Source organism: Fulvimonas sp. R45 (assembly GCF_030504985.1).
In the GTDB taxonomy this organism is placed as follows: Bacteria; Pseudomonadota; Gammaproteobacteria; order Xanthomonadales; family Rhodanobacteraceae; genus Rhodanobacter_A.
In genome coordinates, this window is the sequence record NZ_JASERU010000001.1 from 81,684 (window position 1) to 94,540 (window position 12,857).

The 12,857-nt window shown below is 71.2% G+C and carries 12 protein-coding genes; 10 read left to right on the forward strand and 2 right to left on the reverse strand.

The window, feature by feature from the left end:
• The first annotated feature begins 56 nt into the window (after positions 1 to 56).
• Both QMK61_RS00395 and QMK61_RS00400 read left to right on the forward strand, forming a co-directional pair.
• Positions 57 to 2,447, forward strand: a complete 2,391-nt coding sequence (locus QMK61_RS00395; RefSeq protein WP_302069683.1) for a 3-hydroxyacyl-CoA dehydrogenase/enoyl-CoA hydratase family protein — start codon at positions 57 to 59, stop codon at positions 2,445 to 2,447.
• 141 nt (positions 2,448 to 2,588) lie between these two features.
• The gene (locus QMK61_RS00400) at positions 2,589 to 3,794 is read left to right on the forward strand and encodes an acetyl-CoA C-acyltransferase (protein WP_302069684.1); all 1,206 of its coding nucleotides are present in this window, start codon (positions 2,589 to 2,591) and stop codon (positions 3,792 to 3,794) included.
• A gap of 87 nt (positions 3,795 to 3,881) precedes the next feature.
• On the opposite strand, the gene QMK61_RS00405 is transcribed toward QMK61_RS00400, so the two are convergent.
• A complete protein-coding gene (locus QMK61_RS00405) occupies positions 3,882 to 5,039 on the reverse strand; it encodes a hypothetical protein (protein WP_302069685.1) in 1,158 nt (385 codons plus the stop codon).
• 190 nt (positions 5,040 to 5,229) lie between these two features.
• On the reverse strand, positions 5,230 to 5,493 hold the full coding sequence (locus tag QMK61_RS00410) for a DksA/TraR family C4-type zinc finger protein (protein WP_302069686.1): 264 nt from the start codon (positions 5,491 to 5,493) through the stop codon (positions 5,230 to 5,232).
• A gap of 260 nt (positions 5,494 to 5,753) precedes the next feature.
• Here QMK61_RS00410 and QMK61_RS00415 point away from each other — a divergent pair, with 260 nt between their 5' ends.
• The 8 genes from QMK61_RS00415 (at position 5,754) to QMK61_RS00450 (ending at position 12,845) form a co-directional block, all read left to right on the forward strand.
• Entirely contained in the window at positions 5,754 to 6,455 is a 702-nt protein-coding gene (locus QMK61_RS00415) for a pirin family protein (RefSeq protein WP_302069687.1), read from the forward strand.
• Positions 6,456 to 6,550: 95 nt separating this feature from the next.
• Positions 6,551 to 8,020 (forward strand): DHA2 family efflux MFS transporter permease subunit, encoded by a 1,470-nt coding sequence (locus QMK61_RS00420; RefSeq protein ID WP_302069688.1) that lies wholly within the window; start codon positions 6,551 to 6,553, stop codon positions 8,018 to 8,020.
• On the forward strand, positions 8,017 to 8,373 hold the full coding sequence (locus QMK61_RS00425) for a DUF1428 domain-containing protein (protein WP_302069689.1): 357 nt from the start codon (positions 8,017 to 8,019) through the stop codon (positions 8,371 to 8,373). Before QMK61_RS00420 ends, QMK61_RS00425 begins: the two co-directional genes overlap by 4 nt.
• 83 nt (positions 8,374 to 8,456) lie before the next feature.
• Positions 8,457 to 9,182: a 2OG-Fe(II) oxygenase gene (locus QMK61_RS00430; protein WP_302069690.1), complete on the forward strand. Its 726-nt coding sequence runs from the start codon at positions 8,457 to 8,459 to the stop codon at positions 9,180 to 9,182.
• Between the two features lie 73 nt (positions 9,183 to 9,255).
• Entirely contained in the window at positions 9,256 to 10,263 is a 1,008-nt protein-coding gene (locus QMK61_RS00435) for an NAD(P)H-quinone oxidoreductase (RefSeq protein ID WP_302069969.1), read from the forward strand.
• Positions 10,264 to 10,297: 34 nt separating this feature from the next.
• Entirely contained in the window at positions 10,298 to 11,113 is an 816-nt protein-coding gene (locus QMK61_RS00440; RefSeq protein WP_302069691.1) for an AraC family transcriptional regulator, read from the forward strand.
• Between the two features lie 111 nt (positions 11,114 to 11,224).
• Entirely contained in the window at positions 11,225 to 12,118 is an 894-nt protein-coding gene (locus QMK61_RS00445) for a DMT family transporter (RefSeq protein WP_302069692.1), read from the forward strand.
• Between the two features lie 70 nt (positions 12,119 to 12,188).
• The gene (locus tag QMK61_RS00450; RefSeq protein ID WP_302069693.1) at positions 12,189 to 12,845 is read left to right on the forward strand and encodes a thiopurine S-methyltransferase; all 657 of its coding nucleotides are present in this window, start codon (positions 12,189 to 12,191) and stop codon (positions 12,843 to 12,845) included.
• Positions 12,846 to 12,857: the final 12 nt, after the last annotated feature.

The window sequence follows — 12,857 nt, forward strand, 5'->3', positions numbered from 1 at the left end:
CCGCCGCCTCCGTTCCATACCCGTTTGCCCTGTCCGCACCACCTCTGGAGAAGCCAATGACCGCTGCATCCACCTCACCCGTCCCGGCGCTGCGCATCCGCAAGGCCGCGGTGCTCGGCGCCGGCGTGATGGGCGCGCAGATCGCCGCGCACCTCACCAATGCCGGCGTCGAGACCGTGCTGTTCGACCTGCCCGCCAAGGAAGGCCCCAAGAGCGGCATCGCGCTCAAGGCCATCGAACACCTGAAGAAGCTCTCGCCTGCCCCGCTGGCCGACGCCAGCCTCGCCGCCGCCATCATCCCGGCCAACTACGACGAGGACATGGACCAGCTCAGGGACGTCGACCTGGTGATCGAGGCGATCGCCGAGCGCATGGACTGGAAGCTGGACCTCTACCGCAAGATCGCCCCGCACGTCTCGCCCACCGCGGTGCTGGCCTCCAACACCTCGGGCCTGTCGATCAACGGCCTGGCCGAGGCGCTGCCGGAAGAAATGCGCCATCGCTTCTGCGGCGTGCACTTCTTCAATCCGCCGCGCTACATGCACCTGGTCGAGCTGATCCCGACCCGCCTCACCGACCCGAAGGTGGTCGAGGGCCTGGAAGCCTTTCTCGTCACCACCGTCGGCAAGGGCGTGGTGATCGCCCGCGACACGCCGAATTTCATCGGCAACCGCATCGGCGTGTTCTCGATGCTGGCCACCATGCACCACACCGAGCAGTTCGGCCTGGGCTTCGACGTGGTCGACGCGCTCACCGGCCCCGCCGTGGGCCGCCCCAAGAGCGCCACCTACCGCACCGCCGACGTGGTGGGCCTGGACACGATGGCCCACGTCATCAAGACCATGGCCGACACCCTGCCCGACGACCCGTGGCATGCCTACTTCAAAGCGCCGGTGTGGCTGAGCGGGCTGATCGAGAAAGGGGCGCTGGGCCAGAAGAACGGTGCCGGCTTCTACCGCAAGGCCGGCAAGGACATCGTGGTGCTGGACTTGGCGAAGCAGGATTACCGTCCCTCCGAGCAGAAGGCCTCGGACGAGGTCGCCGCCATCCTGGCGATCAAGGATCCCGCCGAGAAGTTCGCCAAGCTGCGTGCCTCCAGTGACACGCAGGCGCAATTCCTGTGGGCGACCTTCCGCGACCTGTTCCATTACGCCGCCTACCACCTCGCCGACATCGCCGACACCGCGCGCGACGTGGATTTCGCGATCCGCTGGGGCTACGGCTGGAAGCTCGGGCCGTTCGAGACCTGGCAGGCCGCCGGCTGGCAACAGGTGGCGAAGTGGGTGCAGGAGGACATCAACGCCGGCAAGGCCATGAGCAAGGCGCCGCTGCCCGCGTGGGTGCTCGACGGCCGCGACGGCGTGCACGGCAAGGAGGGTTCGTGGTCCGCGGCTTCTGGCAGCTACAAGCCGCGTTCCGCACATCCGGTCTACCAGCGCCAGTTGTTCCCCGACCCCATCCTCGGCGAGACCTTCGACCAGGGCAGCACCGTGTGGGAGAACGACGGCATCCGCCTGTGGACGCTGGGCGACGACGGTGTCGGCATCATCTCGTTCAAGACCAAGATGCACACGGTCAACGACCAGGTGCTCGACGGCATCCAGCACGCGATCGGCATCGCGGAAGAAAAGCTCAAGGCCGTGGTGATCTGGCAGACCGGCGAGCCGTTCTCCGCCGGCGCCGACCTCAAGGGCGCGCTGGGCCTGCTGCAGGCCGGCAGGTTCGACGACTTCGAGAAGATGGTCGCCAACTTCCAGCGCACCAGCATGCGCATCAAGCACGCGCTGGTGCCCGTGGTCTCCGCGGTGCGTGGCCTCGCGCTGGGCGGCGGCTGCGAATTCCAGATGCATTCCGCGCGCACCGTGGCGGCGCTGGAAAGCTATATCGGCCTGGTCGAGGCCGGCGTGGGCCTGCTGCCTGCCGGCGGCGGCCTGCACGAGCTGGCCGTGCGCGCCGCGCACGCCAACCCGGTCGACCCGTTCGAGGCGCTGAAGAAGGTGTTCGAGACCGTCGCCATGGCCAAGGTCTCCCCCAGCGCGATCGAGGCGAAGGCCATGGGCCTGCTGCGCGACAGCGACGTGGTGGTGTTCAACGCCTACGAGCTGCTCTACGTGGCGAAGAAGGTGGCGCTGTCGCTGGCCGACTCCGGCTGGCGCCCGCCGTTGTACCAGCGCGCCATCCCGGTCGCCGGCGACGTCGGCACCGCCACCTTCAAGGCGCAGCTCGCCAACCTGCAGGCCGGCTACTTCGCCTCCGAGCACGACGTCGCCATCGCCACCCGCATCGCCGACACCCTGTGCGGCGGCAACGTGGAGCGCGGCTCGCTGGTGGACGAGCAGTGGCTGCTCGACCTGGAGCGCAGGCACTTCGTGGAGCTGGCGAAGACCGAAAAGACCCAGGCGCGCATCGCGCACACCATGACCACCGGCAAACCGCTGCGGAACTGATCCGCTCGTCGTCCAGGCGAAGGCCGGGACCCTGCGACTTTGGTTTACGTCAACGACACTGGATCCCTGCCTGCGCAGGGATGACGATCAAAAACTGAAGCGCGTCGCCGCCATCGGGCGCGATGCCACGGAGCAAGCACCATGAGCAAGCAAATCCAGGACGCCTACATCGTCGCCGCCACCCGCACCCCGGTGGGCAAGGCGCCGCGCGGCGTGTTCCGCAACACCCGCCCCGACGACATGCTGGCCCACGTCATCAAGGCCGTGCTGGCGCAGGCGCCGGGCATCGACCCGCACGCCATCACCGACGTCATCATCGGCTGCGCCATGCCCGAGGCCGAGCAGGGCATGAACGTGGCGCGCATCGGCCTGCTGCTGGCCGGCCTGCCCGACACCGTGCCCGGCGTCACCATCAACCGCTTCTGCTCCTCCGGCCTGCAGTCGGTGGCGATGGCCGCCGATCGCATCCGCCTCGGCGAGGCCGACCTGATGCTGGCCGGCGGCACCGAGAGCATGAGCATGGTGCCGATGATGGGCCACAAGATCGCCATGAATCCGGCGATCTTCAGCGACGAGAACATCGGCATCGCCTACGGCATGGGCATCACCGCCGAGAACGTCGCCAAGCAGTGGAAGATCAGCCGCGAGGCGCAGGACGCGTTCTCGGTGGAAAGCCACCGCCGCGCGCTGGCCGCCCAGGCCGCCGGCGAGTTCAGGGACGAGATCGCCCCGTTCCGGCTCGACGACCGCTACCCCGACCTCGCCACCCGCGGTATCGCCACCGACAGCCGCCTGATCGAGAACGACGAGGGCCCGCGCGCCGGCACCACGCCCGAGGTGCTGGCCAAACTCAAGACCGTGTTCCGCAACGGCCAGTTCGGCGGCACCGTCACCGCCGGCAACTCCAGCCAGATGTCCGACGGCGCCGGCGCCGTGCTGCTGGCCAGCGAAGCCGCGCTGAAGAAGTACGACCTGCGACCGCTGGGCCGCTTCGTGGGCTTCTCCGTCGCCGGCGTGCCGCCGGAAATCATGGGCATCGGCCCCAAGGAAGCCATTCCGAAGGCACTGAAGCAGACCGGGATACGCCAGGACCAGCTCGACTGGATCGAACTCAACGAGGCCTTCGCCGCGCAGTCGCTGGCGGTCATCAAGGACCTCGGCCTCGATCCCGCCAAGGTCAATCCGCTGGGCGGCGCCATCGCGCTGGGCCACCCGCTGGGCGCCACCGGCGCCATCCGCATCGCCACCCTGCTCCACGGCATGCGCCGCCGGAAGCAGAAGTACGGCATGGTGACCATGTGCATCGGCACCGGCATGGGCGCGGCGGGCGTGTTCGAGGCGCTCTGACCGAGCGCCTGTGGCCACCACGCTGGAAACGACGATGGCGCCACTGCGGCGCCGTCGTCGTCTCCGGGACGCGCCGGCGCCTGCCGGCTATGAGGGCCGGCCGAAGATCCTCTTCCAGAACGAAGGCCTGGCCCGCTTGGCGGGATTGGCCGCGGGCTTGGCGCCCGGCTGCAGTGCGAGGCAGCTCGCGTAGAAGGGCTGGGTGAGTTTCGCGACCGCCACCGGCGCCAGCGAAAAACCCAGCCGGACCGGGCTGCCGGCGATCTCGACCCACGCCCCCAGCGACACCGTGCGCAACAGCGGCGCGAGTTGCACGAACGGCATCCGGCGCGCGAAGACCAGCGCGTCGCCTTCCGTATGCGGGCGCTCGCCGTGCCGCGGGTCCCAGGCCTGGCGGTCCACTTCGAAATAGGCATACACGGCGCGCGCGGCCAGTTGCCGCGCGCGCGCCTCGCCCACGGTGTCATAGGCAGTCAGCGTCACCTGGCCGGAGGCGCATTGCAGCTCGATCCGGTTCTGCCCCCCACGCACCACCTGGGTCAACACCAGCGTGGGCGCACCGGGTGACGGCGCGTACGACGCGGTCAACGGCAGGCGTCCGTTGTTGGCCACCAGCCAGGGCGCCATCTTCTCCGCGTTCCACCAGACCACGCCATCCACCGCCGGGCCGAGCACCTGCGCGAAATATTCCTGGCGCACGTCCATCGACTGCATGTAGTCGCGCAACGCCTGTGGCGCCGGGGTGCCGGGCGCTGCGTCGGCGCGATCCGGCAACAGCGCCTCGTGCAGGCCGATGCGGTCGGCGCCGCTCGGCGACCAGCGGTACAGGCCGCCGAGCCAGGCGTACGCGCAGGCGTCCAGGCAGGTCGCCGGGCGGGCCGGCATGCCGTGGCGCGAGGCCTCGCGCCACGCGCCCAGATGCGTGTTGAGCCGCGCGGCGCGGAACAGGCGCCCCAGCGCCATGCCGGAGGCGACGTCGCCGGACGACGAATCCAGATAGACGTCCGAACCCGGCGGGATCTTCCCTTCCCCCAGCAGCCGTTGCACCTGCCGCACGGCCTCGGTCCCGAAGTTGCCCGACAGGTAGACCTGGGGCGCCTTGGCCACGCGCAGCGTCAGGTGGTCGCTGCGGATGTGGATGGAGACCCGCGCCGTCGCGGCGTCGCGCCCCGGGCCCGACGGACTATCCAGCGCGGCAGCGCCCGTGCCCGCGAGCAGGCCGGGCACGGCCAGCAGATACCCCATGCGGCGGAAAACGGACCGGTACGACAATGTCACACGCCTCGCGCCTGGCAAAGGGGCAAAGTGTCGCGCAACCTGGCTTGGTGCTGCATGAACGCGATGCCGTGTCCAGACAGGCCGCCGGCCGCGTCGATGGCATCGCCGGCCGGCTCGTGTCCATGGCCGCCCTCGCCGGCTGGCCCGGCCCCGCCGCTCAGCGCAGCTGGCTGTCCTTGCTGCCGCGGCGGTTGTAGAGGCTGACGCCGCGCCCGGCGTCCTGCGCCTGCTGGCAGGCCACGCACAGGCGCACGCCGGGCACGGCCTTGCGGCGAGCCTCGGGGATCGGGGCATCGCATTCCTCGCAGCGGGCGAGGCCCGGGCCCTGCTTCAGCTGGTTGCGGGCACGCTGCACCGCATCGGCGACGGTGGCGTCGATCTGGTCCTGCACGGCGCCGTCGCCGGCCCAACCGGTAGCCATGGGAACCTCCGCGACATCTCGGGTGTGGCTGGTCTTCGACTATGCGGCCGTGGCGCGGGAATTTCCACCGTGGTGGCGCCGCCCGTTCAGGCTGTCGACGCCAGCTTGCCGGCCGCACCGTCACGCGGCGATTACCTGGCGCGTCATGGAATGCGGGGCGGCGGAATGGTGCGTTCCGGGCAACGATCCGTTCGCCCGTCGCCGGTTCCCGCCGACGGCGGGCGCCCCCATGCTGTGGCGAACATCCACGGAGCATCTCCATGATCGAACGTCGTCCCTTCGACCGCCTCGGCGGAGCCGACCACGGCTGGCTCAAGGCGAAACATCACTTCTCGTTCGCCGGCTACCACGACCCGGCGCGCATGGGCTGGGGCGCGCTGCGGGTATGGAACGACGACACCATCGCGCCGCAGACCGGCTTCCCGCCGCACCCGCACGCGGACATGGAGATCATCACCTACGTGCGCGAAGGCGCGATCAGCCACAAGGACAGCCTGGGCAACGCCGGCCGCACGGTGGCCGGCGACGTGCAGGTGATGAGCGCGGGCACCGGCATCACCCACGCCGAATACAACCAGGAAGACGCTGACACGCGCATCTTCCAGATCTGGATCATCCCGGACGGACATGGGCGCCCGCCGTCGTGGGGCACCAAGCCGTTCCCGAAGGGCGAGCGTTCCGGCCGCTTCGTGGCGCTGGCCAGCGGCTTCGAGGAAGACGCCGACGCGCTGCCCCTGCGCACGGATGCGCGCGTGCTGGGCGCCACGCTGCGGGCCGGCGAGACGGCCGAATACGCGATGGCGCCGGGCCGCTACGGCTACCTGGTGCCAGCCAGCGGTACGGTGGAGCTGAACGGCGTGAGGCTTGAGGCGCGCGATGGTGCGGCGATCCGCGACGAGCGCACGCTGTGCGTCACCGCGCTGGAGGACGCCGAACTGGTGCTGGTGGACGTGGCCGCCTGACCGGGACCCGGTTCCCGCTGCGGGGACCGGGTGCATGGCTGTCGATTCCGGCCCCGTCGTTCGTCGTCTCAGTAGGACCCGCCTGGAGACGAACGATGCCGACCCCGCCCGCCCCTTCCGCCGCCCCGCCGCACGACCGGCGCTGGCTGGCGCTCGCCGTGCTGTGCCTGGGCGTGCTGATGATCGTGCTGGACACCACGGTGGTGAACGTGGCGCTGCCCTCGATCCGGGCCGACCTGCGCTTTCCCGAAGCCGATCTCGCCTGGGTGGTGAACGCCTACATGCTCACCTTCGGCGGCTTCCTGCTGCTGGGCGGGCGGCTGGGCGACCTGTACGGCCACCGGCGCCTGTTCCTGCTGGGCATCGCGCTGTTCACGCTGGCCTCGCTGGCCTGTGGGCTGTCCGGCACGCGCGCGATGCTGGTGGTGGCGCGCGGCGTGCAGGGCCTGGGCGGCGCGGTGGTCACCGCGGTGGCGCTGTCGCTGATCATGAACCTGTTCACCACGCCCGGCGACCGCGCCAGGGCGATGGGCGTGTATGGCTTCGTCTGTTCCGGCGGCGGCAGCCTCGGCGCCCTGCTGGGCGGCGCGCTGACCGGCGCGCTGAGCTGGCACTGGGTGTTCCTGATCAACCTGCCGATCGGCGTGGCGGTGCTGCTGCTCTCGCTGCGCCTGCTGCCGACGCTGCGCGTGACGACGGCGCACCGGCACCTGGACGTGGCCGGTGCGGTCAGCGTCACCATCGCGCTCCTGCTGGCGGTGTACGCGGTGGTGAACGGCAACGTGGCAGGCTGGTTGTCGGCGCGGACGCTGGGCCTGCTGGGCGCGGCGGCGGCGGTGTTCGCGGCCTTCCTCGCGATCGAGGCGCGGGTGCGCGCGCCGCTGGTGCCGCTGGGCCTGTTCCGTCGGCGCAACCTGACGATCGCCAACGTCACCGGCGTGCTGTGGGCGGCGGCGATGTTCGCCTGGTTCTTCCTCTCCGCGCTGTACCTGCAGCTGGTGCTGGGCTACAGCCCGCTGCAGGTGGGGCTGGCCTTCCTGCCGGCCAACCTGATCATGGCGGCGTTCTCGCTGGGGCTGTCGGCGAAGATGGTGATGCGCTTCGGCATCCGCGTGCCGCTGGCGGCCGGGCTGCTGCTTGCGGCGCTGGGACTGGCGCTGTTCGCACGCGCCCCCGTGGCCGGCCATTTCGCGCTGGACGTGCTGCCCGGCATGCTGCTGCTCGGCCTGGGCGCCGGCATCGCCTTCAATCCGGTGCTGCTGGCGGCGATGGGCGACGTGCCGCCGGAGGAGTCCGGACTGGCCTCGGGCATCGTCAACACCGCCTTCATGATGGGTGGCGCGCTGGGCCTGGCGATACTGGCCAGCCTGGCCGCCGCGCGCAGCGGGCACCTGCTCGCGGCCGGCGCCGGCCAGGCCGTGGCACTGGTGGGCGGGTACCAGTCCGCCTTCCTCGTCGGCGCGCTGTTCGCCACCCTGGCGGCGCTGCTCGGCGGCGGGCTGCTGCGCCCCCGCCCGCATGCCGCCGCGTCGCACGAGCCACCCAGGACCGCGGAGGAGTCATGAATTACGTCGATGGTTTCGTCGTGCCGGTGCCGAAGAAGAACCTCGCCGCCTACCGGCGCCTGGCCCGCAAGGCCGGCACGGTCTGGAAGGAACACGGCGCGCTGGACTACGTGGAATGCGTGGCCGACGACGTCAAGCCTGGCAGGCACACCTCGTTCCCGCAGAGCGTGAAACTGAAGCCGGGCGAGGTGGTGGTGTTCTCGTGGATCACCTATCGCTCGCGTGCCCACCGCGACCGTGTGATGGCGAAGGTGATGAGCGACCCTCGCCTGTCCGGCATGTCGCCGGCATCCATGCCGTTCGACGGCAAGCGGATGTTTTTCGGCGGCTTCAAGCCGATCCTGAAACTCTGAGCACCGCAAGATCCGGAGTGCACCCTGCGCAGTCGCGGGGCATGCTGCGCGAACCACCCGCATGAAGAACCCGAGTGAATCGCATGCCCGCCCCCAGCACGACTGCCCTGGAACAGCGTCTGCATGCCTGCGACTGGACCACCGCGCTGAGCGAGCTCGACGCACAGGGCTACGCATGGCTGCCATCCCTGCTGCCACCAGCCGCCTGCCGCGACCTGGCCGCGCTGTATGCGCACGACGCTCTGTTCCGCAGCCGCGTGACGATGGAACGGCACGGCTTCGGCCGCGGCGAGTACCGCTACTTCGCCTATCCCCTGCCCGCGCCGGTGGAGGTCCTGCGCCGTGCGGCGTGGCCGCGTCTCGCGCCGCTGGCCAACCGCTGGAACGAGTCGCTGGGCGTGGCCACGCGCTATCCCGCCACGCTCGCGGACTACCTCGCGCAATGCCACGCCCACGGCCAGCGCCGGCCCACGCCGCTGCTGCTCCGGTATGGCGCCGGCGACTACAACTGCCTGCACCAGGACCTGTACGGCGAGCACGTCTTCCCGCTGCAGCTGGCGGTGCTGCTGTCCGCGCCCGGCGAGGACTTCGAAGGCGGCGAGTTCGTGCTGGTCGAGCAGCGCCCGCGCATGCAATCGCGTGTGCAAGTGGTGCCGCTGCGACAGGGCGACGCGGTGGTCTTCGCGGTGAACCAGCGCCCGGTGCGCGGCCGGCACGGCAGCTACCGGGTACGCATGCGCCACGGCGTGAGCACCGTGCGCGCGGGCCAGCGCCACGTGCTGGGCGTGATCTTCCACGACGCGGAATGAAACGGCCCCTTGCGCTGGCGGGCCGTCGCCTACACTGAGGTTTTCCCGTCCGCAGGAAAACGCCATGGCTACCATGCACGCCATCGAGATCGCCCACCACGGCGCACCGGAAGTGCTGCAACCCGCGCAGCGGCCGATGCCCAGGCCGGGTCCCGGCGAAGTGCTGGTCAAGGTGGCGGCCTCGGGCGTGAACCGGCCGGACGTGCTGCAGCGGCAGGGCCACTACGCGCCGCCGCCCGGCGCGTCCGACCTGCCGGGGCTGGAGGTGGCCGGCATCCTGGTCGAAGGTGATGTCGATGGCGACAACCCGTTCGGCCTGAAACCCGGCGACGCGGTGTGCGCCCTGCTCGCCGGCGGCGGCTATGCGGCCTACGCGGTGGCCCCGCTGGCGCAGTGCCTGCCGGTGCCCGCGGGCTTCTCGATGGTCGAGGCGGCGGCGCTGCCGGAGAACTGCTTCACCGTGTGGAGCAACGTGTTCGTGCGCGGCCGGCTCGGCCACGGCGAAGGCGGCCCGCGTGAAAGCCTGCTGGTGCAGGGCGGCTCCAGCGGCATCGGCGTCACCGCGATCCAGCTGGCGCGCGCGTTCGGCCAGCGCGTGTTCGCCACCGCCGGCAGCGCGGAGAAATGCGCCGCCTGCGAGAAGCTGGGCGCGGAAAAGGCGATCGACTACCGCACGCAGGATTTCGTGGCCGAGGTGAAACAGGCCACCGACGGCCGCGGCGTGGACGTGATCCTCGACCACGTGGCCGGCGACTATGTCCCGCGCGAGCTGGACGCGCTGGCCGAAGGCGGCCGGCTGGTGGTGATCGCCACCATGGGCGGGCGCGAGGCACGCATCGACGCCGGCCTGCTGATGCGCCGCCGCCTCACCCTCACCGGCTCCACCCTGCGCAACCGGCCGGTCGTCTTCAAGGGCGAGCTGGCCCGCCAGCTGCACCGCGAAGTCTGGCCGCTGCTGGACGCGGGCACGGTGCGCCCGGTGATCCACGAGGTGCTGCCCGCCCGCGAGGCCGCCCGCGCCCATGCGCTGATGGAGGGCAGCACGCACATCGGCAAGCTCGTGCTGGCGTGGGAAGATTGAGGCGCCGCATCGCGCCCCGCCCGCCGAGGGAACCATGCCCGAAAGCATCCTTTTCCACCGCACCGGACTGGCCGGGCTGGAAGCGATGAGCGCCGACACCGCGCGCAGCTTCCCGCGCCACACGCACGACCAGTACGGCATCGGCGTGATCGACCGCGGCGCGCAGTCCTCGGCCAGCGACGCGCGGCAGGTGGAGGCCGGCCCCGGCGACCTGATCTTCGTGAACCCCGGCGAGGTGCACGACGGCCGCGCCCGCGACGGCAAGCCGCGGGCATGGCGCATGCTGTACCTCGACCCGGCCCTGCTGCAGCAGGCCCGCGAGGACGTGCTGGAAAGCCGCGGCGGCGCGCCGGCCTTCCTGGCTCCGGTCGCCAGCGACGCGCCCATGCGCGCCCTGTTCGACGCGTTGCACACCCGGCTCACGCGGTCCGGCGGCACGCTCGACGCGATGGCCGGCGAGCTGGCCGTGCTGCGCCTCGCCGCCGGCCTGGAACACCGGCTGCTGCGCGGCGCGCTGCCGCCACGCCACGACGGACGCATCGCCCGCGCCCGCGAGCGCATCGACGATGCGCCCGCCGCCGCGCTGAGCCTGGCCGGGCTGGCGGAAGACGCCGGCATGAGCCGCTTCCAGCTGCACCGCGCCTTCCTGCGCGAACTGGGCCTGTCGCCGCATGCCTACATCCTGCAGCAGCGGCTGGCGCTGGCGCGCCGGCTGATCCGCGCCGGCACGCCGCTGGCAGAAACCGCGCTGGCCGCCGGCTTCTGCGACCAGAGCCATCTCAGCCGCTGCTTCGCGCGCGCCTACGGCGTGCCGCCCGGCCGCTACGCGCGGCCGCGGCCTGCCCGGTAGCGGCGGCTTCCTTCGCGTGCGTGCGCCTGGACGCGCCGCCTGCGCACATCCGTCCAAGATCGACTCGCGTGCCACGCCGAGACTGCGGACTTCCCTGCATGGAGTCCACGCATGTCGAACCGCCATCTCGCCTATCTCTGCCTGGCCGGTGCCATGGTCACGGTGGGCAGCACCGTGGTGGCCAGCAAGGTCATCGGCGCCGGGTTGCCGCCGTTCACCGCGACGGTGCTGCGCTTCGTCCTGGCCCTGCCGGTGTTCGTGCTGCTGATGCGCGCCACGAGCACGCCATGGCCGCGGCCGGACCGTCACGACGCGCTGCTGCTGTGCCTGCAGGCCGTCTGCGGCAGCGTCGGCTACACCGCCTGCCTGATCGCCGGCACGCGCCTGGCCCCGGCGGCCGAGGCGGGCATCGTCATCGGCACCCTGCCCGCGGTGGCCGCGCTCACCGCCGCCGTGCTGCTGCGCGAGCGGCTGGCGCGACGGACGCTGGCGACGGTCGCACTGGCCACCGGCGGCGTGCTGGTGGTGGCGCTGGCAGGAGGCGGGACCGGTGGCGCGCACTCGTTGCGTGGCGATGCGCTGGTCCTCGCCGCCGTGCTGTGCGAAAGCCTGTTCATCCTGCTCAACAAGCGCCTGCACGTGCCGCTGCCGCCGTTGGCCCTGTCCACCGCGATGGCCGCGCTGGGCCTGCTCGGCGCGCTGCCGCCGGCGTTGCTGGAAACCGCGCGGCAGCCGCCGCACTTTCCGGTTTCCGCCCTGCTGGGCGTGACCTACTACGCCCTCGTGCCCACCGTGGCCGGCTTCTGGCTGTGGTATGCCGGCGCGGCGCGCGTGTCGGGCGCCGAGGCCTCGCTGTTCACGGCGATCGCCCCGGCGGCGGGCGTGCTGCTTTCCGCGCTGGTGCTCGGCGAGCGGGTGGGCCTGCCGATGCTGGCCGGGTTGGGGCTGGTGATCGCCGCGGTGATGCTGCAGGCGTGGCCGAGGCGGGTCGTGGTCGTGCACTGACCCGGACCGCGCGGCTGCGACGCAACTGGGATAGGGTATCTACCCTGGCCCCACCGACGGAGCACGCTCCATGCAAGCGGAATTCTGGCTGCAGCGCTGGCGCGAGGGACGCATCGGCTTCCACAACGACCGGCCGATGCCGCTGCTGCTCGAACGCTGGCCGGCGCTGGCGCTGCCGCGGGGCAGCCGCGTGCTGGTGCCCTTGTGCGGCAAGACGCTGGACATGCCATGGCTGGCGGCGCAGGGGCATCGCGTGCTGGGCGTGGAGCTGTCGCCACTGGCGGTGGCGCAGTTCTTCGCCGAGCACGGGCTGGTGCCCGAACGTCACGTCTCGCCGATGGGCGTGCACCACGTGGCAGGCCCCATCGAGATCATCCAGGGCGACGTGTTCGCGCTGGACGACGCCACCCTGGCCGGCTGCGACGCGGTGTACGACCGCGCCGCAGCCATCGCCCTGCCCGCGTCCATGCGCGAACGCTACGCGCGTGAGGTCTACGGCCGACTGCCGGCCGGCTGTCGCGGATTGCTGATCACGCTGGAATATCCGCCGCCGGAGATGGACGGACCGCCGTTCCCGGTCGATGCCGGCGATGTGGACACCCTGTTCGGTGCCGACTGGACCATCGACCTGCTGGAACGGCGCGACATCCTGGCCGTGCAACCGAAATTCCAGGAAGCCGGGGTGAGTTCGCTGCATACCGGCGTCTACCGGTTGCAGAGGAAGTAATCCCGCGACAAC

What these genes read in the sequence shown, in the direction of transcription:
- QMK61_RS00395 (WP_302069683.1), top strand. Translation starts at nt 57, where the DNA reads ATGACCGCTGCATCCACCTCACCCGTCCCGGCGCTGCGCATCCGCAAG.
- QMK61_RS00400 (WP_302069684.1), top strand. Translation starts at nt 2,589, where the DNA reads ATGAGCAAGCAAATCCAGGACGCCTACATCGTCGCCGCCACCCGCACC.
- QMK61_RS00405 (WP_302069685.1), bottom strand. Translation starts at nt 5,039, where the DNA reads ATGGGGTATCTGCTGGCCGTGCCCGGCCTGCTCGCGGGCACGGGCGCT.
- QMK61_RS00410 (WP_302069686.1), bottom strand. Translation starts at nt 5,493, where the DNA reads ATGGCTACCGGTTGGGCCGGCGACGGCGCCGTGCAGGACCAGATCGAC.
- QMK61_RS00415 (WP_302069687.1), top strand. Translation starts at nt 5,754, where the DNA reads ATGATCGAACGTCGTCCCTTCGACCGCCTCGGCGGAGCCGACCACGGC.
- QMK61_RS00420 (WP_302069688.1), top strand. Translation starts at nt 6,551, where the DNA reads ATGCCGACCCCGCCCGCCCCTTCCGCCGCCCCGCCGCACGACCGGCGC.
- QMK61_RS00425 (WP_302069689.1), top strand. Translation starts at nt 8,017, where the DNA reads ATGAATTACGTCGATGGTTTCGTCGTGCCGGTGCCGAAGAAGAACCTC.
- QMK61_RS00430 (WP_302069690.1), top strand. Translation starts at nt 8,457, where the DNA reads ATGCCCGCCCCCAGCACGACTGCCCTGGAACAGCGTCTGCATGCCTGC.
- QMK61_RS00435 (WP_302069969.1), top strand. Translation starts at nt 9,256, where the DNA reads ATGCACGCCATCGAGATCGCCCACCACGGCGCACCGGAAGTGCTGCAA.
- QMK61_RS00440 (WP_302069691.1), top strand. Translation starts at nt 10,298, where the DNA reads ATGCCCGAAAGCATCCTTTTCCACCGCACCGGACTGGCCGGGCTGGAA.
- QMK61_RS00445 (WP_302069692.1), top strand. Translation starts at nt 11,225, where the DNA reads ATGTCGAACCGCCATCTCGCCTATCTCTGCCTGGCCGGTGCCATGGTC.
- QMK61_RS00450 (WP_302069693.1), top strand. Translation starts at nt 12,189, where the DNA reads ATGCAAGCGGAATTCTGGCTGCAGCGCTGGCGCGAGGGACGCATCGGC.